General features: G+C 59.5%; 27 protein-coding genes. 3 read left to right on the top strand and 24 right to left on the bottom strand.

Annotated elements, in window-relative coordinates; genetic code table 11:
• Nucleotides 1-57: 57 nt before the first annotated feature.
• Nucleotides 58-501, top strand: a complete 444-nt coding sequence (locus G7048_RS09615; protein WP_166070899.1) for a GNAT family N-acetyltransferase — start codon at nt 58-60, stop codon at nt 499-501.
• On the opposite strand, the gene G7048_RS09620 is transcribed toward G7048_RS09615, so the two are convergent.
• From G7048_RS09620 to G7048_RS09735, 24 genes are all read right to left on the bottom strand, one after another.
• Nucleotides 477-1,022 (bottom strand): DUF523 domain-containing protein, encoded by a 546-nt coding sequence (locus tag G7048_RS09620; RefSeq protein ID WP_166067919.1) that lies wholly within the window; start codon nt 1,020-1,022, stop codon nt 477-479. The two genes, G7048_RS09615 and G7048_RS09620, sit on opposite strands and share 25 nt — an antisense overlap.
• A gap of 22 nt (nt 1,023-1,044) precedes the next feature.
• The gene (locus G7048_RS09625) at nt 1,045-1,758 is read right to left on the bottom strand and encodes an SDR family oxidoreductase (protein WP_166067920.1); all 714 of its coding nucleotides are present in this window, start codon (nt 1,756-1,758) and stop codon (nt 1,045-1,047) included.
• A 20-nt stretch (nt 1,759-1,778) separates the two neighbouring features.
• Nucleotides 1,779-2,057: a hypothetical protein gene (locus G7048_RS09630; RefSeq protein ID WP_166067921.1), complete on the bottom strand. Its 279-nt coding sequence runs from the start codon at nt 2,055-2,057 to the stop codon at nt 1,779-1,781.
• Between the two features lie 189 nt (nt 2,058-2,246).
• Nucleotides 2,247-2,753 carry a peroxiredoxin gene (locus G7048_RS09635; protein ID WP_166067922.1) on the bottom strand — a complete coding sequence of 169 codons (507 nt, stop codon included), beginning with the start codon at nt 2,751-2,753 and terminating at the stop codon, nt 2,247-2,249.
• Between the two features lie 132 nt (nt 2,754-2,885).
• On the bottom strand, nt 2,886-3,155 hold the full coding sequence (gene rpsQ, locus G7048_RS09640; protein WP_166067923.1) for a 30S ribosomal protein S17: 270 nt from the start codon (nt 3,153-3,155) through the stop codon (nt 2,886-2,888).
• Between the two features lie 13 nt (nt 3,156-3,168).
• Nucleotides 3,169-3,366, bottom strand: coding sequence for a 50S ribosomal protein L29 (rpmC, locus tag G7048_RS09645; protein WP_166067924.1), 198 nt, complete (start codon nt 3,364-3,366; stop codon nt 3,169-3,171).
• A gap of 17 nt (nt 3,367-3,383) precedes the next feature.
• Nucleotides 3,384-3,800 (bottom strand): 50S ribosomal protein L16, encoded by a 417-nt coding sequence (rplP, locus tag G7048_RS09650; RefSeq protein ID WP_166067925.1) that lies wholly within the window; start codon nt 3,798-3,800, stop codon nt 3,384-3,386.
• A 2-nt stretch (nt 3,801-3,802) separates the two neighbouring features.
• Nucleotides 3,803-4,693, bottom strand: coding sequence for a 30S ribosomal protein S3 (gene rpsC, locus G7048_RS09655; protein ID WP_166067926.1), 891 nt, complete (start codon nt 4,691-4,693; stop codon nt 3,803-3,805).
• 16 nt (nt 4,694-4,709) lie between these two features.
• Nucleotides 4,710-5,042 carry a 50S ribosomal protein L22 gene (rplV, locus tag G7048_RS09660; protein ID WP_123295387.1) on the bottom strand — a complete coding sequence of 111 codons (333 nt, stop codon included), beginning with the start codon at nt 5,040-5,042 and terminating at the stop codon, nt 4,710-4,712.
• Between the two features lie 9 nt (nt 5,043-5,051).
• The gene (rpsS, locus tag G7048_RS09665; protein ID WP_047349368.1) at nt 5,052-5,330 is read right to left on the bottom strand and encodes a 30S ribosomal protein S19; all 279 of its coding nucleotides are present in this window, start codon (nt 5,328-5,330) and stop codon (nt 5,052-5,054) included.
• 10 nt (nt 5,331-5,340) lie between these two features.
• Nucleotides 5,341-6,165: a 50S ribosomal protein L2 gene (gene rplB / locus G7048_RS09670; RefSeq protein WP_166067927.1), complete on the bottom strand. Its 825-nt coding sequence runs from the start codon at nt 6,163-6,165 to the stop codon at nt 5,341-5,343.
• A gap of 3 nt (nt 6,166-6,168) precedes the next feature.
• Nucleotides 6,169-6,504 (bottom strand): 50S ribosomal protein L23, encoded by a 336-nt coding sequence (gene rplW, locus G7048_RS09675; RefSeq protein ID WP_166067928.1) that lies wholly within the window; start codon nt 6,502-6,504, stop codon nt 6,169-6,171.
• Nucleotides 6,501-7,121 carry a 50S ribosomal protein L4 gene (gene rplD, locus G7048_RS09680; RefSeq protein ID WP_166067929.1) on the bottom strand — a complete coding sequence of 207 codons (621 nt, stop codon included), beginning with the start codon at nt 7,119-7,121 and terminating at the stop codon, nt 6,501-6,503. The genes rplW and rplD overlap by 4 nt, the downstream gene beginning before the upstream one ends.
• Complete coding sequence (gene rplC, locus G7048_RS09685) at nt 7,121-7,795, bottom strand: 50S ribosomal protein L3 (protein ID WP_166067930.1); 675 nt, start codon at nt 7,793-7,795, stop codon at nt 7,121-7,123. Before rplC ends, rplD begins: the two co-directional genes overlap by 1 nt.
• Before the next feature lie 252 nt (nt 7,796-8,047).
• Nucleotides 8,048-8,359, bottom strand: a complete 312-nt coding sequence (gene rpsJ / locus G7048_RS09690) for a 30S ribosomal protein S10 (protein ID WP_005796953.1) — start codon at nt 8,357-8,359, stop codon at nt 8,048-8,050.
• A 25-nt stretch (nt 8,360-8,384) separates the two neighbouring features.
• Nucleotides 8,385-9,575 carry an elongation factor Tu gene (gene tuf / locus G7048_RS09695; RefSeq protein ID WP_166067931.1) on the bottom strand — a complete coding sequence of 397 codons (1,191 nt, stop codon included), beginning with the start codon at nt 9,573-9,575 and terminating at the stop codon, nt 8,385-8,387.
• Nucleotides 9,576-9,754: 179 nt separating this feature from the next.
• Entirely contained in the window at nt 9,755-11,863 is a 2,109-nt protein-coding gene (gene fusA / locus G7048_RS09700) for an elongation factor G (protein WP_166067932.1), read from the bottom strand.
• A 169-nt stretch (nt 11,864-12,032) separates the two neighbouring features.
• Nucleotides 12,033-12,506 (bottom strand): 30S ribosomal protein S7, encoded by a 474-nt coding sequence (gene rpsG, locus G7048_RS09705; RefSeq protein ID WP_166067933.1) that lies wholly within the window; start codon nt 12,504-12,506, stop codon nt 12,033-12,035.
• A gap of 169 nt (nt 12,507-12,675) precedes the next feature.
• Nucleotides 12,676-13,053, bottom strand: coding sequence for a 30S ribosomal protein S12 (gene rpsL, locus G7048_RS09710; RefSeq protein WP_012202325.1), 378 nt, complete (start codon nt 13,051-13,053; stop codon nt 12,676-12,678).
• Between the two features lie 280 nt (nt 13,054-13,333).
• The gene (locus G7048_RS09715; RefSeq protein WP_166067934.1) at nt 13,334-14,497 is read right to left on the bottom strand and encodes a D-alanyl-D-alanine carboxypeptidase family protein; all 1,164 of its coding nucleotides are present in this window, start codon (nt 14,495-14,497) and stop codon (nt 13,334-13,336) included.
• Between the two features lie 73 nt (nt 14,498-14,570).
• Nucleotides 14,571-15,218 (bottom strand): alpha/beta hydrolase, encoded by a 648-nt coding sequence (locus G7048_RS09720; RefSeq protein WP_166067935.1) that lies wholly within the window; start codon nt 15,216-15,218, stop codon nt 14,571-14,573.
• 118 nt (nt 15,219-15,336) lie between these two features.
• The gene (locus tag G7048_RS09725) at nt 15,337-15,696 is read right to left on the bottom strand and encodes a ferredoxin (RefSeq protein ID WP_166067936.1); all 360 of its coding nucleotides are present in this window, start codon (nt 15,694-15,696) and stop codon (nt 15,337-15,339) included.
• Nucleotides 15,697-15,705: 9 nt separating this feature from the next.
• Nucleotides 15,706-16,803: a VanZ family protein gene (locus tag G7048_RS09730; protein WP_166067937.1), complete on the bottom strand. Its 1,098-nt coding sequence runs from the start codon at nt 16,801-16,803 to the stop codon at nt 15,706-15,708.
• 24 nt (nt 16,804-16,827) lie between these two features.
• Nucleotides 16,828-17,250, bottom strand: a complete 423-nt coding sequence (locus G7048_RS09735) for a CopD family protein (protein WP_166067938.1) — start codon at nt 17,248-17,250, stop codon at nt 16,828-16,830.
• Nucleotides 17,251-17,454: 204 nt separating this feature from the next.
• Here G7048_RS09735 and G7048_RS09740 point away from each other — a divergent pair, with 204 nt between their 5' ends.
• The gene (locus G7048_RS09740) at nt 17,455-18,225 is read left to right on the top strand and encodes a M48 family metallopeptidase (RefSeq protein WP_166067939.1); all 771 of its coding nucleotides are present in this window, start codon (nt 17,455-17,457) and stop codon (nt 18,223-18,225) included.
• 335 nt (nt 18,226-18,560) lie between these two features.
• Nucleotides 18,561-19,571 (top strand): porphobilinogen synthase, encoded by a 1,011-nt coding sequence (gene hemB, locus G7048_RS09745; RefSeq protein ID WP_166067940.1) that lies wholly within the window; start codon nt 18,561-18,563, stop codon nt 19,569-19,571.
• Nucleotides 19,572-19,737 lie beyond the last annotated feature (166 nt).

Here is a 19,737-nt window from a genome sequence, read left to right on the forward strand (position 1 = left end):
CCCGTGGACGAGCACCCACCCTCCATATCCCTGACCATTGCCACGCAACCCCACGAGATGGAAGTGGTGCGTGACATCTTCCGTGAGTACGCAGGCACGCTTGACGTCGACCTGTCGTTTCAGGATTTCGAAGAAGAACTCGCCACCCTGCCCGGTGAATACGCCGCTCCGCGCGGCCAGATCGTGCTCGCCTATGTCGATGGCAGCCTTGCGGGCTGCTGCGCCCTGCGTCCGCTGGACTCCGCTGACTACAGCAACGCCGCCGAGATGAAGCGTCTGTACGTGCGCAAGGCATTTCGTGGTTTTGGCCTCGGGCGCACGCTGGCAGAGAGCATCCTCGACGCCGCTCGCCTCTCCGACTACGCCTGCGTGCTGCTCGACACGCTCGACGGCATGGAGTCCGCCCGCGCGCTCTACGCCGATCTGGGTTTCGAGGAAATCCCGCCGTACTATCACAACCCCGTGGCGGGCTCGCACTACCTCAAGGTCGATCTCTGCTGAGACGACTCGGCTGACTCAGCTGACATGCGCTCGATCTCGGCCAGACAGGCAGCCGCCTCGTCCAACTGGTTCTCGCTGAACACCTGAACGCCAACGGCTTTCAACCCCGCTGCAGTCACCCCTTCACGCGCCACACGCACGCCCGTGAAGCTGCCGTCAGCAATCCACGCACTGCCACAAGAAGGACTGCCCTCCTTGAGCACAGCAACGCGAATGCCAGCGGCAAGCGCAGCCTTCACTGCGGCCTCCGCGCCGCGCACAAACGCCGTGGAGACATCGCTCCCCTCGCTGTCGAGCACGCGAGCCTGCCCCAGAAGCACGCTCGCGCCTGACGCACCGCTGGTGATCTCCGCAGGCGGTCTTGGCGTGGGCAGACCGCCCTCCGATTCAGGGCACAGCCAGAGCAGCCGACCCTCATCCTGCCAACGCGCCAGAACCGGGTGCAAGCAACGCTTGCTGCCGCCGTCGTAACGCACCGGCATGCCCATCAGGCAAGAACTGATCAGAATCTGGGCAGGCATGCTGTTTCCTCTTGAACGTCCGTCAAACGCCACGCATCAGGCCACCATCCACGCGCAGGTTCTGCCCGGTGATGTAGCTCGCCGCATCCGACGCCAGAAATGCGATGGTCGCGGCCACCTCCTCCGCCTTGCCATAGCGCTGCATGGGCACGGCCGCACGGCGCTCTTCCTTGGCTGGCAGGCTGTCGATCCAGCCCGGCAGCACGTTGTTCATGCGGATGCCATCCTTGGCATACTGATCGCAGAAGATCTTGGTGAACGCCGCCAGCCCGGAGCGCGCCATCGCCGAAGTGGGAAACATCTCCGAAGGCTCGAAGGTCCACGCGGTGGAAATGTTCACGATCGAGCCACCACCTTGCTTCTGCATGATCGGCGCGACGATGCGCACCGCGCGCACGACATTGAGGAAATACACCTCCAGGCCCTTGATCCAGTCCGCGTCCGAAATCTCCAGCAACGGCCCTTTGGGACCATGTCCCGCGCCATTCACCAGCACATCGATGCGCCCCCAGCGCGCCATCACCGCATCCACCAGCTTCTGGATGTCCGCCACGTTCTGGTTCGAGCCCGTCACGCCCAGCCCACCGAGCTCGGCAGCCAGCGCCTCGCCCTTGCCCGACGACGACAGAATCGCCACCTCAAACCCATCCGCCCGCAACTTGCGCGCCGCAGCCGCCCCCATGCCACTGCCGCCAGCGACAACCACCGCAACCTTCAAAGCGTTTTTTTCACTCATTCAATGCTCCTTGGAATCCCTCAAATGTAGTCGCCAAGCGAGAACAAATTGGTATTCAAACCAGCAAGCTCCGCAGCAAAAAGGGCCTTCGAACCACTAGCCACAATGACGAGATGGCCCCTCAGGCGCGACGCAAAGCCGCAGACAGTACGCTGGGCAACTTGTCTTGGGTGAACCCGATGCAGCGCGCCGTGATTCTGGATGAGATGCAAAGCGCAGAACGCAGCAATAGCACCGCTATTGCGAGGCTCTGCAACGCCGCAGATCGCCGGAATCACGGATGCGGTGCGCGGGGGCATCCAAGACAAGTTGCCCTTGGTCAGGCTTCTGCAACAAAGCATGAGGGACCATATCGTCACCTCAAAACGAAGACTGCCAACGCTCAACAGATCCTCGCTCCGCCACAAGGCAAAAACGAAAAAGGCCCGCAGAACAATATCTGCAGGCCTTTTCGAGATGAGTTCAAAAAGAACTCAACACATCAAGAATCAAGCCTTGGCTTGCTTGAGCAGGGTCTCGGCATCGCTCACTTCGAACTTGCCTGGACCTTCGACGTTCAGCGTCACAACCTTGCCATCCTTGGCCAGCATGGAGTAACGGTTGCTGCGCAGACCCAGACCCTTGCCGTTCAGATCCAGCGTCAGGCCAGTGGCCTTGGCGAAAGCGGCGTCGCCGTCGGCCAGCATGCGCACCTTGCCGTCGGTCTTCTGGTCGCGGGCCCATGCGCCCATCACGAACGCGTCGTTCACGGACAGGCACCAGATCTCATCGACGCCAGCAGCCTTGAATTCGGCAGCCTTCTCGACGAAGCCGGGCACGTGCTTGGCCGAGCAGGTGGGAGTGAAAGCGCCGGGCACTGCAAACAGGGCAATCGTCTTGCCAGCCGTTGCCTTCTGCACATCAACCGGGTTCGGGCCCAGGCTGCAGCCATTGCCTTCTACTTCGGAATATTCCATCAGCGTTGCTGCGGGAAGTGTGTCGCCAACTTTGATCATGCTTTGCTCCTTGTTGAAGTGAATGAATTTTGGGCCAGTCGAAGAAGAATCGAGCAGGAAGGCCCAAAAACAAAAACGACCCACATTGTGGGTCGTTTCTTCAGGCCTTGCAGCCGGTGGAGCCTTTAAGGCTTACACCAGAACAGCCTTTTGCACCAAGCGGGTAGCAACCCAGTTCTTGGTCTTGGACAGCGGGCGGCTTTCCGTGATTTCGATGGTGTCACCCATCTTGTATTCACCCTTTTCGTCGTGCGCGTGGTACTTGCTCGACTTGATCATGATCTTGTCATAGATCGGGTGCTTCACGCGGCGCTCCACGAGCACCGTCACGGTCTTCTCACGCTTGTCGCTCACCACCTTGCCAATCAAGGTGCGCTTGAGGGATTTTTTAGCTTCCGTCATGTCGGCTCCTTAATTACTTGGCGGCTTGCTTTTCAGCAAGAATGGTCTTCGCACGGGCGATGTCGCGGCGTGTGATGCGCAGCAGGTTGGTGTTACCCAGCTGTTGCGTAGCCTTTTGCATGCGCAGGCCGAAATGGGCCTTTTGCAGCGACTTCACTTCGGCTTCGAGGCCGGCCACGTCTTTTTGGCGGAGTTCAGCAGATTTAGTCATTTCTTGGATCTCCTGAATCAAGCGCCAATGTGACGAGCGACGAATGTCGTGCGCAGCGGCAGCTTGGCTGCAGCCAGGCGGAACGCTTCGCGGGCCAGTTCTTCCGGCACGCCAACGATCTCGTAGAGCACCTTGCCGGGCTGAATTTCAGCGACGTAGTACTCTGGATTACCCTTACCGTTACCCATACGGACTTCAGCAGGCTTGGTCGAGATTGGCTTGTCGGGGAACACACGGATCCAGATACGGCCACCGCGCTTGACGTGACGAGAAATCGCACGACGAGCAGCTTCGATCTGGCGGGCCGTCAGACGGCCACGGTCCGTGGACTTCAAACCGAAATCACCGAAGGCAACAGTGTTGCCGCGTGTGGCGATACCGGTGTTGCGGCCTTTGTGTTCCTTGCGGAACTTACGGCGTGCAGGTTGCAGCATCTTTATTCTCCTTTGCCGTCCGCTGCTGTAGCGGGCGCGTCAGTCTTGCGAACGCGCTTAACGGCGGTTGCGTCGGTGCCACCGGCACCAGCGGGCTTGTCGCTGCCATCAGCAGGAGCGGAGTTGGAGCCACCTGGACGGCGGTTACCACCACGGCCTGCACCTGGGCGACCATCGCCACGGCCATCACGGCCATCGCGACGTGGGCCGCGAGGACGGCGTTCTTCTTCAGGACGCGGTGTCTCGACGGCTGGCAGGTCGTTGCGACCCAGTGTGTCACCCTTGTAGACCCAGACCTTCACGCCGATCACACCGTAGGTGGTCTTGGCTTCGGAGGTGCCGTAGTCGATGTCGGCGCGCAGGGTGTGCAGTGGCACACGGCCTTCGCGGTACCACTCGGTACGTGCGATTTCGATACCGTTCAGACGGCCAGACGACATGATCTTGATGCCTTGAGCACCCAGACGCATGGCGTTTTGCATGGCGCGCTTCATGGCACGACGGAACATGATGCGCTTTTCGAGCTGCTGGGTGATCGAGTCAGCGATCAGCTTGGCATCGATTTCAGGCTTGCGCACTTCTTCGATGTTCACTGCAACTGGCACGCCCAGACGAGTAGCGAGTTCCTTCTTGAGGTTCTCGATGTCTTCGCCCTTCTTGCCGATCACAACGCCCGGACGAGCCGAGTAAATCGTGATGCGTGCGTTCTTGGCTGGACGCTCGATCAGAATGCGCGAAACGGCAGCATTCTTCAGCTTGGCCTTCAGGTACTCACGCACCTTGATGTCTTCGGCCAGCATGCCCGCGAAGTCGCGGTTGCTTGCGTACCAACGGCTTGCCCAGTTGCGGCTAACTGCAAGGCGGAAGCCGGTTGGGTTGATTTTCTGTCCCATTTTCTTCCCTTAGGCCTTAGTTACCCACAGTCACGTACACATGGCACGTGGGCTTGCTGATGCGGTTACCGCGGCCCTTGGCGCGAGCGGTGAAACGCTTGAGTGTGGTGCCTTGCTCAACGTAGATGGTCTTGACGCGGAGTTCGTCAATGTCAGCACCGTCGTTGTGTTCAGCGTTGGCGATTGCCGACTCGAGCACCTTCTTGATGATCACAGCAGCTTTTTTCTGTGTGAACTGGAGGGTGTTCAGAGCTTGGTCAACCTTCTTGCCACGGATGAGATCCGCTACCAGGCGACCCTTGTCAACCGACAGACGGACGCCCCGGAGGACTGCACGTGTTTCAGACATGGTCGTTCCTTATTTCTTCTGGACTTTTTTGTCCGCAGGGTGACCCTTGAAGGTGCGCGTCAGGGCGAATTCGCCCAGCTTGTGGCCCACCATCTGGTCGGTGACATAGACCGGCACGTGTTGCTTGCCGTTGTGCACAGCAATGGTCAAACCGATGAAATCGGGCAGAACCATGGAACGACGCGACCAGGTCTTGACTGGCTTCTTATCCTTGGTAGCGATGGCCTTTTCGACCTTTGCCAGCAAGTGATGGTCAACAAATGGACCCTTCTTGAGAGAACGTGTCATTTGCTACCCCTTACTTCTTACGACGCGACACGATCATTGTCTGTGTGCGCTTGTTGTTACGGGTACGGTAGCCCTTCGTCAGGTTACCCCATGGGTCAACTGCATGACGGCCTTCGCCTGTGCGACCTTCACCACCACCGTGCGGGTGATCGATTGGGTTCATGGCAGTACCGCGAACCGTAGGACGGATACCCATCCAACGCTTCACACCGGCCTTACCCAGTTGACGCAGGCTATGTTCTTCGTTGGCGACTTCACCGATCGTTGCGCGGCACTCGATATGAATCTTGCGCACTTCGCCCGAACGCATACGCACTTGAGCGTATGTGCCTTCACGAGCCAGCAGAGTTGCCGAAGCACCTGCGGAACGTGCGATCTGAGCGCCAGCACCTGGCTTCAGTTCGATGCAGTGGATGGTCGAACCAACCGGAATGTTGCGGATTGGCAGTGTGTTGCCAACGCGGATCGGAGCTTCAGCGCCCGACAGCAGCGTTGCACCAACTTCCACGTTACGTGGAGCGATGATGTAGCGACGTTCGCCGTCTGCGTAGCACAGCAGAGCAATGTGCGCAGTGCGGTTCGGGTCGTATTCAACGCGCTCAACCTTGGCGGGGATACCGTCCTTGTTGCGCTTGAAGTCCACCACGCGGTAGTGGTGCTTGTGACCACCGCCCTTGTGGCGTGTCGTGATGTGACCGTTGTTGTTACGGCCAGCCTTCTGGAATTGTGGTTCCAGCAGAGCTGCGAACGGAGCACCCTTGTGCAGGTGATCACGTGTGACCTTCACCGTGCCACGTTGGCCCGGTGTCGTTGGTTTCAGCTTGATAACGGCCATGGTTTACGCAGCCTCCCCGGACAGGTTCAGCTCTTGACCTTCCTTCAGCAGCACATAAGCCTTGCGAACGTTGTCGCGACGGCCGATGGTCTTGCCAAAGCGCTTGGTCTTGCCCTTCGTGTTCACCACAGAAACGCCCTTGACCTCAACCTTGAACATCAGTTCAACGGCAGCCTTGATTTCAGGCTTGGTCGCGTTCTGCAGCACCTTGAATGTCACAGCGTTGGACTTTTCAGCAACCATGGTGGCCTTTTCGGACACGATGGGAGCGACCAACACTTGCATCAGACGACCTTCTTCGAAGGTACGTTGTGCGGTAGTCGGATTAGTGCGGCTCATGCGAACATCTCCTTGAGCTTGTCGAGGGCACCCTTGGTGACGAGCACCTTCTTGTAGTGCACCAGCGACACTGGATCTGCATAACGCGGCTCAACGACGAACACGTTCTTGAGGTTGCGCGAAGCCAGGTACAGGTTTTCGTCAACTTCGTCCGCGATCACCATCACCGATTCCAGGTTCATGGCCTTGAACTTGTCGGCCAGCACCTTGGTCTTGGGAGTGTCGAGCTTGAGGGATTCGACCACTGCCAGACGACCGTCGCGGGCCAGCTGGGACAGGATCGAAGCCATACCGGCGCGGTACATCTTCTTGTTGATCTTCTGCGTGAAGTTTTCTTCAGGCAGATTCGGGAAAACGCGACCGCCCCCACGCCACAGTGGCGAGGAAGTCATACCGGCACGTGCGTTGCCAGTACCCTTTTGCTTGAAAGGCTTCTTGGTCGAGTGCTTGACCTGCTCGCGGTCCTTCTGGGCGCGAGTGCCTTGACGGCCGTTGGCGCGGAAGGCAACAACGATCTGGTGAACCAGGTCTTCGTTGTATTGACGGTCAAAAATGGTTTCCGGCACATCGATCTTCGATGCGGCCTGACCTTGTTCATTCAGGAGCTCGAGTTGCATTACTTCGCTCCTTCAGCTGCGACAGCCTTGATTGCTGGACGCACTGTCACGAAGCCACCCTTGGAGCCTGGAACAGCGCCCTTGATCAAGAGCAGTTGACGTGCTTCGTCGATACGAATCACGTCGAGGTTTTGGGTAGTGACGGTTTCGTCGCCAAGGTGACCAGTCATGCGCTTGCCAGGAAACACGCGACCTGGGTCTTGCGCCATACCGATCGAGCCAGGAACGTTGTGCGAACGGCTGTTACCGTGCGACGCGCGTTGCGAGCTCATGTTGTGACGCTTGATCGTGCCAGCGTAGCCCTTACCGATCGAAGTGCCTTGCACGTCAACCTTTTGGCCCACTGCGAACAGTTCTGCCACAGGCAGAACGGCACCTGCGGCGTACTTGCCAGCAGTTTCAGCGGTCACGCGGAATTCACGGGTCACTTCACCGGCTTCCACACCCGCCTTGGCGAGGTGACCGGCTTGAGGCTTGGTCACGCGAGATGCCTTGCGCGAACCGAATGTCACTTGCAGCGACACATAGCCATCGTTCTCTTGGGTTTTCACCTGGGTCACGCGGTTGTTCGAAACATCCACCACTGTGACAGGAATTGCATCCCCGTCATCAGTGAACAGACGCATCATGCCCACCTTGCGGCCCAGCAACCCGAGGGAGTTGCTCAGACTCATTGGTTTTCTCCAGTACTTCCGCCGATCCGACTTCAATTGGCCAGAACGTTTGCACTCAAGTGCCAAGCACAATGTGCACGAAAGAAGGTTAATAAAACTCCGCGGCTCCCCAAAAAGGGCTGCGCCTGAAATTTCAAGCACAAAAACGCGAAGCTCAAAAGTATAACGCGGACTGCTTTTTCAAGCAAGCCCGCGTTATTCTGGTACGACGCTCTACCTTCGTCGTACCGTTTGCGCAACAACCTTAGTCGCTTATTGCAGCTTGATTTCCACGTCGACGCCGGCTGGCAGGTCGAGCTTCATCAGAGCGTCAACCGTCTTGTCGGTTGGGTCGACGATGTCCATCAGACGCTGGTGCGTACGGATTTCCAGCTGGTCACGGCTCGTCTTGTTGACGTGTGGCGAACGCAGGATGTCGAAACGCTTCATGCGTGTCGGCAGGGGCACTGGACCCTTGACGATCGCGCCGGTGCGCTTGGCAGTGTCAACGATTTCGGCAGCAGACTGATCGATCAGCTTGTAGTCGAAGGCCTTCAGGCGAATGCGGATTTTTTGCTTGGACATTTTGTAATTCCTGTTGTTTCAAGAATTACGCGATGATCTTGGCAACCACGCCGGCGCCGACGGTACGGCCACCTTCGCGGATGGCGAAACGCAGACCTTCTTCCATGGCGATCGGGGCGATCAGCTTCACGGTGATGGACACGTTGTCACCAGGCATGACCATTTCCTTGTCTGCTGGCAGCTCGATGGAGCCGGTCACGTCAGTCGTACGGAAATAGAACTGTGGGCGGTAGTTGTTGAAGAAAGGAGTGTGGCGACCGCCTTCGTCCTTCGACAGAACATACACCTCAGCGGTGAAGTGAGTGTGTGGCTTGATCGAACCGGGCTTGCACAGCACTTGGCCGCGCTCGACGTCTTCGCGCTTCGTGCCGCGCAGCAGCAGACCCACGTTGTCGCCAGCTTGACCTTGGTCCAGCAGCTTGCGGAACATTTCCACGCCAGTGACCGTGGTCTTCTGGGTGTCCTTGATACCGACGATTTCGATTTCTTCGCCGACCTTGACGATACCGCGCTCGATACGGCCTGTCACCACGGTACCACGACCGGAGATCGAGAACACGTCTTCGACTGGCATCAGGAAAGCACCGTCCACAGCGCGCTCAGGCGTTGGGATGTAGGTGTCCAGAGCTTCGGCCAGCTTGTCGATGGCTTGTTCGCCCAGAGCGCCCTTGTCGCCTTCCAGAGCCAGCTTGGCGGAACCGCGGATGATCGGAGTGTCGTCGCCTGGGAAGTCGTACTTGTCGAGGAGTTCGCGAACTTCCATTTCGACCAGCTCGAGCAGCTCTTCGTCATCGACCATGTCGCACTTGTTCAGGAACACGATGATGTAAGGAACGCCAACCTGGCGGGCCAGCAGGATGTGCTCGCGGGTCTGGGGCATTGGGCCGTCAGCAGCGGAGCAAACCAGGATAGCGCCGTCCATCTGGGCAGCGCCAGTGATCATGTTCTTCACATAGTCAGCGTGGCCTGGGCAGTCAACGTGAGCGTAGTGGCGGTTGGCCGTTTCGTACTCGACGTGAGCGGTATTGATGGTAATACCGCGAGCCTTTTCTTCGGGTGCAGCATCGATCTGGTCGTAAGCCTTGGCTTCGCCGCCAAACTTCTTCGACAGAACGGTAGCGATAGCAGCCGTCAGCGTGGTCTTGCCGTGGTCAACGTGACCGATGGTACCGACGTTGACGTGCGGCTTGGTCCGTTCAAACTTTTCTTTTGCCATTTCTTTCTCCAAAAGAGCAGTGTGCGTGTTCAGGTTTAACGTCTGCACCCGATTGCTTGATCCCCCCGCACGCAGCAACAGGAGGGCACCGGATCGCAGATTGCAAAAAACTTTGCGAATTCTTGGGCTGAACAGATGCCCCAGGATCACCCGGGACATCCGTTCAATGCACCGCCAGATTACTTGGCGCGTGCAGCAACGATGGCTTCAGCCACGTTGCGAGGAGCTTCAGCGTAGTGCTTGAATTCCATCGTGTAGGTAGCGCGGCCTTGCGTTTGCGAACGCAGCGACGTTGCGTAGCCGAACATTTCGGACAGTGGCACTTCTGCCTTGATGGCCTTGCCGCCACCAACCATGTCTTCCATGCCCTGCACCATGCCGCGACGCGACGACAAGTCGCCCATCACGGTACCGGCGTAGTCTTCAGGCGTTTCCACTTCCACGGCCATCATTGGCTCGAGGATGACGGGGCTGGCCTTGCGAGCAGCTTCCTTGAAACCGAAGATAGCGGCCATCTTGAACGCCATTTCGTTCGAGTCCACATCGTGGTACGAACCGAATGTCAGAGTGACCTTCACGTCCACGACGGGGTAGCCAGCCAGCACGCCTTGCGTCAGCGCTTCGATCACGCCCTTTTCCACCGCAGGGATGTATTCGCGTGGAACCACACCGCCCTTGATGGCGTCGACGAACTCGAAGCCCTTGCCGGCTTCTTGTGGCTCGACCGTGAACACCACGTGGCCGTACTGACCCTTACCGCCGGACTGACGAACGAACTTGCCGTCAACGTCTTCCACCTTCTTGCGGATCGTTTCGCGGTAAGCCACTTGTGGCTTGCCCACGTTGGCTTCCACGTTGAATTCGCGCTTCATGCGGTCAACGATGATTTCCAGATGCAGCTCGCCCATACCGGCGATGATGGTCTGACCGGATTCTTCGTCGGTACGCACGCGGAACGATGGATCTTCTGCAGCCAGACGCGACAGAGCGATACCCATCTTTTCCTGGTCGGCCTTGGACTTGGGTTCCACAGCCTGTGCAATCACGGGCTCCGGGAACACCATGCGTTCCAGCACGATAGGCTGATCAACGTCGCACAGCGTTTCGCCGGTCGTCACGTCCTTCAGACCCACGCAGGCAGCGATGTCACCAGCACGAATTTCTTCGACTTCGATACGCTCGTTGGCCATCATCTGCACGATACGGCCGATACGTTCCTTCTTGCCCTTCACCGCGTTGTACACGGTGTCGCCCTTGGTCAGAACGCCCGAATAGACGCGCACGAAGGTCAACTGGCCCACGAACGGGTCGGTCATCAGCTTGAATGCCAGCGCCGAGAACTTTTCGCTGTCGTCCGCCTTGCGGGACAGCTTCTTTTCCTCGTCGTCAGGATCCGTACCGGTCACATCGTCAATATCCACTGGCGATGGCAGGTAGTCGATCACGGCGTCCAGCATGCGCTGCACACCCTTGTTCTTGAACGCGGTACCGCACAGCATCGGCTGAATTTCGGTAGCGATGGTGCGAGTGCGCAGGCCACCCTTGATTTCTTCTTCGGTGAGGTCGCCCTCTTCCAAATACTTGTTCATCAGGTCTTCGCTGGCTTCAGCAGCCGCTTCGACCATGTTTTCGCGCCACTTCTTGGCATCTTCCACGAGGTTCGCAGGGATGTCTTCGTACTCGAACTTCATGCCTTGCGAGGCTTCGTCCCAGATGATGGCCTTCATCTTGAGCAGATCGACCACGCCCTTGAAGTTTTCTTCAGCGCCGATCGGGATCACGACTGGAACAGGGTTGGCCTTCAGGCGCAGCTTCATCTGGTCATAGACCTTGAAGAAGTTGGCACCGGTACGGTCCATCTTGTTCACAAAGGCCAGACGTGGCACCTTGTACTTGTTGGCCTGACGCCACACGGTTTCGGACTGTGGCTGCACGCCGCCCACAGCGCAGTACACCATGCAAGCGCCGTCGAGCACGCGCATGGAACGTTCCACTTCGATCGTGAAGTCAACGTGGCCGGGGGTGTCGATGATGTTGAAGCGGTGCTCGGGGTACGACAGGTCCATGCCCTTCCAGAAGCAGGTCACTGCAGCGGAAGTGATGGTGATACCACGCTCTTGCTCTTGCTCCATCCAGTCGGTGGTGGCAGCGCCGTCATGCACTTCACCCAGCTTGTGAGTCACGCCGGTGTAGAACAGGATACGTTCGGTAGTCGTTGTCTTGCCTGCGTCGATGTGCGCAGAGATACCGATATTGCGGTAGCGCTCGATGGGGGTTTTGCGAGCCATGATGAATCCTTGGGTTAGATCGCTGTTTTTCTGAACAGCCCTCGCATATGCGAGCGGCCATTCGGTCTTCAAGGGGCCTCAATCAACACAAGGCCGCAGTGTGTAACGAACACACAGGCGGCCTTTATCGTGTCTGGAGATGAACCCCTGATGACTTCCGATCAGTAAATTAGAAGCGGAAGTGGCTGAACGCCTTGTTGGCTTCGGCCATACGGTGCACTTCGTCACGACGCTTCATCGCGCCGCCACGGCCTTCCGTAGCTTCAACCAGTTCGTTGGCCAGACGTTGGGCCATCGACTTCTCACCGCGCTTGCGAGCGGCTTCCTTGATCCAGCGCATGGACAAAGCCAGACGACGGACAGGACGCACTTCCACAGGCACTTGGTAGTTGGCACCACCAACGCGACGGGACTTCACTTCGACCATCGGCTTCACATTGTTGATGGCCGTGACGAACACTTCCAGAGGATCCTTCTCAGGAGCCTTCTTGGAGATCAGCTCGAGAGCACCGTAAATGATGCGCTCGGCAACCGCCTTCTTGCCGCCTTCCATGATCACGTTCATGAATTTGGACAGCTCTACATTGCCGAACTTTGGATCCGGCAGAATTTCACGTTTGGGGACTTCGCGACGACGTGGCATTTTTTCACCTCTATCTTTGCTTCAGTTGGCATCTTTTCAGACACCGCGAGAGCCAAAACTGGACTCCCACTTACTCGACCCACACAAAACACTTGCGCTTCGGGTCACTACGCTCTATCTCGCGCCACGCGGGATACAGCACCTACTTGTTCGATCAAAAAACCAGGGCTTACTTGGCCTTAGGCTTCTTGGCACCGTACTTGGAACGGGATTGCTTACGGTCCTTGACGCCTTGCAGGTCAAGGGAGCCGCGCACGATGTGGTAACGCACACCTGGCAAATCCTTCACACGGCCGCCGCGCACCAGCACGACGCTGTGCTCTTGCAGGTTGTGGCCTTCACCGCCAATGTACGAGATGACCTCGAAACCATTGGTCAGGCGAACCTTGGCAACCTTACGCAGAGCGGAGTTAGGCTTCTTAGGCGTCGTGGTGTACACGCGAGTGCACACGCCACGGCGCTGTGGGCAGTTTTCCATAGCAGGGCTCTTGGATTTAACAACTTCGACCGTGCGGCCCTGACGCACGAGTTGGTTAATGGTTGGCATTAATAAATGTCCCTAAACGTGAATTTGCTTCGTGAGAGCAAAAGGTTTACTCGCTCCGATTTCCGGTCAGAGCGAAAACGTGAATCCCTTCGGAATTTCCGAAAAGCCTTCTAATGTATCAGCTTGGCCGATTTCAAGCAATCGCTGTTGCAATTGCCCATCGAATCCCCGAGCACAGATCACATCCCCCAATGCAGAATGCCCGCCAGATCACTGACGGGCATTCGCGTTTCAGGCTTGATCTGGCTGGATAGTCAGCTATCCTTTAAAAAGCGCTCGATTACTTGATCCACAGACGGATCGCATCCCATGCGCGACCAAAAATGCCGGCTTGAGGCACATCTTCCAGCGCTTCCAGTGGCACGGAGCCCACTTGCTGGTCGCCCAGCATGACCTTGAGGGTGCCGATTTTCTGGCCTTTGGTGAACGGGGCGATCAGCGGATCCTGGCGCTCGATCTGGGTCGTCACCTTGCCGGCGCTGCCCGACGGCACAGTGATCACGATGGCTTCGGGACGGCCGATCTTGATCTTGTTGAGTGTGCCCTTCCAGACATCCGGCGTGGCGGCAGGTGCGCCCGCATCGAACAGCTTGACGGAGTCGAACGCGGTGTAGCCCCAGTTCAGGAGCTTCTGCGATTCGTTGGCACGGGCGGATTCGCTGCTGGTGCCCAGCACGATGGAGATCAGACGGCGCTGGCCGACGTTCGGGAAATCGCGCTTGGAGGTCGCCACGAGACAGTAGCCCGCCGCGTTGGTGTGACCGGTCTTCAGGCCATCGACGGTCGGATCGCGGAACAGCAGCGAATTGCGGTTGTAGCTGTTCGACTCAGGCGTGCCCGGATAGCGATAGTTCTTGGTCGCGTAGTAGTGCATGTACTCCGGGAAGTCCTTCATCAGGCGCTGCGCGAGGATAGCCAGGTCGCGCGCGGTGGTGAGGTGACCGGGAGCGGTCAGGCCTTCCGGGTTGACGTACTTGGTGTTGGTCATGCCGAGCGCCTTGGCCTGCTCGTTCATGAGACGCACGAAGTTCTCTTCGGAGCCGCCCACGCCTTCGGCCAGCGCCATGGTCGCGTCGTTGCCCGACTGGATGATCATGCCGCTGATCAGGTCGTTGACCTTCACTTGCATCTTGGGGTCGATGAACATGCGCGAGCCGGGCATCTTCCAGGCTCGGGTGCTCACGGGCAGGGTCTGCTCGAGGCTGATCTTCTTGGCGCGCAGCGCATCGAACACCACATAGGCCGACATCAGCTTGGTGAGCGAGGCGGGCTCGATCTGCGCGTCGATGTCCTTGGCCGCCAGCACCTGGCCTGCCGTCACGTCCACCAGCATGTAGTTGCGCGCGGCAATTTCGGGCGGTTGGGGAACCTGGGCCAGCACCAGCGTGGGAGCCAACAGGGCGGCGCAAGCGAGGTTGCGCATCGTGGACAGAAGAGACTTCATGGAATCAGGCAATCGGAAACAAAACAAACAACAAAATGAAGTGCAACAGACCCGCGCGCGGCGCAGGCATGGCTCACGACGAGGCGGCGGAGCGCAGATGTCTCAGCACCAGTCCCTTGAGCAGCGGTAATTGTCCGTGAAAGAAATGACCGCCTCCGGGGACGACGGTAACCGGGAGTATCTGAGGCCGCGCCCAGTCCATGACGGAGGACAGCGGCACGGTATCGTCCGCCTCGCCATGAACGATCAGCGTGCGCTCGTGAAGTTCCTGCGGAATCGGTGCCACCGTGAATCGACTGGCCGCCGTGCCGACGAGAACAACCTTCTCGATCTGGCGCGTGGTGGCCAGCTTGGCCACCGCATGGCTGGTGACGAAGGAGCCGAACGAGAAGCCGGACAGCGCAATCAGGCCTTCTGGCGCCACTTGCTCGATCACTGCGAGCAGATCATCGAGCTCGCCCGTGCCGTTGTCGTACACGCCTTCGCTCGCGCCCACGCCGCGGAAGTTGAAACGCACGGTCGTCCAGCCGTCCTGCACAAACGCACGGGCAATCGTCTGCACGACCTTGTTGTCCATGGTGCCGCCGAACAGCGGATGGGGATGGGCGACGATGGCGATGCCGCGCGGCGCGGCGTTGTCGGCCACGGCGGCCTGGTCGCGCAGCGCTTCGATGGAGCCCACGGGGCCGGTGAGTGTCAGGCGTTCGGTTTGAGCGTTCACGTCAATCTACCGTTGGATGACGCGACGCAGGCGTTGTGGTGGCTGCGCCGCTTGGGGAATGAAATGAGCTAAATGAGCTAAATGAGCTAAATAAGCGAGATACGTGAAATCGCGGCGATCAGCGGCCGATTTCCGGCGGCGTGAGCAGGCGCTCGACGACCACGCCGTTCTTGAGGTGCGACTCGACGATCTCGTCGATGTCGCTCTCGTCGACATAGGTGTACCAAGTCTCTTCGGGGTAGACGACCGCGATCGGGCCGCCTGCGCAGCGGTCAAGGCAACCGGCCTTGTTCACGCGCACCTTGCCGGGGCCGGCAAGACCCGCAGCCTTGACGGCCGACTTGCAACGGTCGAAAGCATCCTGCGCGCCATGGTGCGCACAGCTTTCCTCGCCGTTCTGCCTGTCGTTCAGGCAAAAGAAGATGTGGCGCTTGTAGTAACCGGTCTTGGCTTCCGGCGTCGTGGTGCTGTCGGTCATGGCTTGATTCTAGGCGTCCTCACTCTTGCGCGACACCCTCATCACCACATACACCAGTGCAGCATAAGGCCAGATCCAGCCCAGCCACTGCGCCACGCCGTAGAAACGGATGAAGCGCCCCTGCTCCCAGGCCTGCAGCATCTGGGCGAAATAGGCGCTCGCAGGTGCCTGGTTGAGCAGATTCAGATGCAGCATCAGCAACACCAGAAGCAGTGCTGCGCAGACCCGCCGCGGCACGGCCACGAGCAGCAACGCGCCTCCCACACCCAGCCCCAGTCCGATGCGCGTAGGCACGCTTTGCCACTCCCACGCATGGCTTGGCCCGTAGCTCAGCAGGAACGTGAGCGCCGTGACCGCCACGCCGACCACCGCCGTCACCAGCGTGAAGATCGCCCGCCGCCCCGCTCCGCGAATGATGCAGTAGCCCAGCAGACAGGGAATCATGATGCCCAGCATCACCGCCAGCAGTTCGCGACCGGGCGAAAGCGGCTCCAGCACATCGTCGGTGACAGGCAGCCATTCGATGAACGGCGTGTCGGAAAACCATTCCGTCAGCACCATCTCCAGCCGCTCCCACATCTGCCCGAGCCCGAATGGCACGGAGGCGGGAAACAGCAGCGCGACCGGCCACATCGCCAACAGCACCAGCCCGCCGCGCGCCTGCGGCACGAACCAGCGCTCGCGAAAACGGCTCCAGCGCGCAATCGCGCCCAGCTTTTCCAGCAATGCGGCGACCAGTGCGCCCAGCAGCGTGCCCGCCGCGTTCAGCGCCAGATCCATGTTGGACGGCACGCGGCGCGGCAGATAGATCTGCGTGAACTCCATGGCAAGCGACAGCAGCGTGCCCGCCAGAAACGCCACCGGCACAGCCGAGCGCGCCCAGCCCGTGCGCAGCAACGCCAGCGCCAGCAAAAAGCCCAGCGGCGCGTAGCCTGCAATGTTGGTGTTGATGTCGAACCAGGTCCAGTACGGCGGCGGAATCTTCGCGAACAGGAAGACGCGCGGGTCCACGCCCTGCGTGCGCCAGCCATCAAACGGGAACAGGCTCGCAAAAACGATCAGCGCCGCATAGATCAACGCAAGAGGCCAGGCGGAAGTCTTGTGCATGTCCGTTCGGGCTCGGCAGCGGCATCAGAAAGGCTTGAGCACCACCAGCAGCACGGCGCCCAGCAGCAGGAACACCGGCACTTCGTTGAACCAGCGGAACCACACATGGGAGCGCGTCGACTGGCCGTTGGCGATCTTGCGCAGCAACACGGCGCAGGCATGGTGATACCCGATCACCAGCAGCACGATGAACAGCTTGGCGTGCATCCAGCCCTGCCCGCGCCCGATGCCATAGCCCAGCCACAACCACAGGCCCAGCCCCAGCGCAGGCACGGCAATCATGGTGGTGAAGCGCAACAGCTTGCGCGCCATGAGCAGCAGACGCTCACGCTCGGCAAGCGAGCCCGGCGTCACCATGGCGAGGTTCACGAAGATGCGCGGCAGATAGAACAGGCCCGCAAACCAACTGGCGATAAAGACGATGTGAAAGGCTTTGACCCAGAGCATCGCCTCAGTGTAAGCCAGCCTGCGTTTGCATTTACACACTTTTCGATGCGGGCTGCGCATTCGCCCGTCGACTTGGGAACCGATGGAGCCCTCACAAAACACCTCTTCCAGTCACAGAACCCTCAAATAACAAATGGAAACCTGATTCGCATAGACAACGGCTATGATCCATTACATCAGATCACATACAAGAGGAGATAGAGGATGAAAAAACGTTTGATGACAGTCGTCGCACTGGCTTGCGGGCTCACTCTGACTGGCTGCGAGACGATGAAGTCCGGAAACGTCGGTGGTCTGCTGGAAGGTGGCTCCACGGCGATGAAGGCCATGAGCCTGTCGGACTCCGACATCGTCACGCTGTCCAACGAGTCCTGCGAAGCCATGGACGCACAAAGCAAGATCGCGCCCGGCAACAGCAAATACACCCAGCGCCTGAACAAGGTGATCTCCGGCATGCCCGGCACCATCAATGGCAAGAAGGCGGTCTACAAGGTCTACATGACCGATGACGTGAACGCCTGGGCCATGGCCAACGGTTGCATCCGCGTCTACAGCGGCCTGATGGACCTGATGAACGACGACGAACTGCGCGGCGTGATCGGCCACGAAATCGGCCACGTCGGGCTCGGCCACAGCAAGGCGCGCATGCAGACGGCCTATGCGGCATCCGCCGCGCGCACCATCGCCGGCAACAGCGGCGGCGCGATCGCAGCGCTGTCCCGTTCGCAGGCGGGCGATCTGGCTGAGAAGGTCATCAACGCCCAGTTCTCGCAATCCCAGGAATCCGCAGCCGACGATTATTCGTTCGACCTGCTGACCGAAAAGAAGATGAATCGCCAGGGTCTCGTGACCGCGTTCCAGAAGCTTGCCAAATTGAGCGGCAGCAGCAGCGGCGCGAGCTCGATCATGAGCTCGCACCCGCCGTCGGAAGCGCGTGCCAAGCGGATGCAGGATCGTCTGGATGGGAAGAAGTAACACCCCCTGAGGCGCTTTGCGCCTTCCCCCTCTCTCGCTTCGCGGGAGGGGGACACCCCTTCGCTGCGGGGCGGCCCTTGCTCGGGGTCGCTGGCATGGGGCAGCGCCAGTTTCGAGGTTTTGGTTTTTTGAATTGATTTCGTTGCCGGGCATTGGGTTCGGCGGCGAGCGAGTTGCACAGCACTACTGCCTTATTGATTGAGCGAGGTAGTGACTCCCTTTGGCGTCCCTGAGAAATCCGGGACGCCATTTTTTTGCCCGGCTCCCGCGTGGCCTTTCCGCTGTTCAAAACAGCGGCAATACCAGCGTTGTTCAATGTGGAGCACAATTTCGGGATGCATCTCTCCAATCCGACTCCCTTCCCGATCAATCGTCCGCGCCGTCTGCGCCGCGATGCATTCACCCGCAACCTCGTGCGCGAGAACGTTCTGACGCCGCATGACCTGATCTATCCGGTGTTCGTGCATGAAGGCACAAACAAGCGCGTGGCCGTGCCGTCCATGCCCGGCGTGGACCGTCTGAGCCTCGATCTGCTGCTGCCTGTGGCCGAGGAATGCGTGAAGCTGGGCATTCCGGTGCTATCGCTGTTCCCCTCGATCGAGCCGGAGTTCAAGACGCCCGACGGCAAGGAAGCGCTGAATCCCGATGGTCTGATTCCGCGCGTGGTGCGCAAGCTGAAGCAGGAATTCCCCGACCTGGGCGTGCTGACCGACGTGGCGCTCGACCCCTACACCAGCCACGGCCAGGACGGTCTGCTCGATGACACCGGCTACATCATCAACGACGACACCGTCGAGATCCTCGTCGGTCAGGCGCTGGCGCACGCCGCCGCGGGCGTGGACATCGTCGCCCCCAGCGACATGATGGACGGCCGCATCGGCGCAATCCGCGAAGCGCTGGAATCGCACGGCCACATTCACACCCGCATCATGGCCTACAGCGCCAAGTACGCGAGCGCCTTCTACGGCCCGTTCCGCGACGCGGTGAACACACGCGGCGCGCTCGGCAAGGCCGACAAGAACGTCTACCAGATGGACCCCGGCAACTCCGACGAAGCCCTGCGCGAAGTGGCGCTCGACCTGTCCGAAGGTGCCGACATGGTGATGGTCAAGCCCGGCATGCCGTATCTGGACATCGTGCGCCGCGTGAAGGACGAGTTTCACGTCCCCACCTTCGCCTATCAGGTGAGCGGCGAATACGCCATGATCAAGGCCGCCTCCGCCAACGGCTGGCTGGACCACGACAAGGTGATGATGGAAGCATTGCTCGCGTTCAAGCGCGCAGGTGCCGATGGCGTGCTGACCTACTTCGCCATTGACGCGGCGAAGCTGATGAAGACCCCCTGAGTCGCTTCGCGCCTTCCCCCTACAAGGGGGACGACGCCTTCGCCGCGAGGCGGCTCTTGCTCGGCGTCTGCTGGCATGGCCTGCTCCGCGGCCTTCTGAAAGGATGCGTCGCGCGCCCTGCCCCGTTTCTTGCCACAATGCTCCCCAAAGCATCCCCTGTCGGAGA

The sequence above is a fragment of the Diaphorobacter sp. HDW4B genome (assembly GCF_011305535.1).
Lineage (GTDB): Bacteria > Pseudomonadota > Gammaproteobacteria > Burkholderiales > Burkholderiaceae_C > Diaphorobacter_A.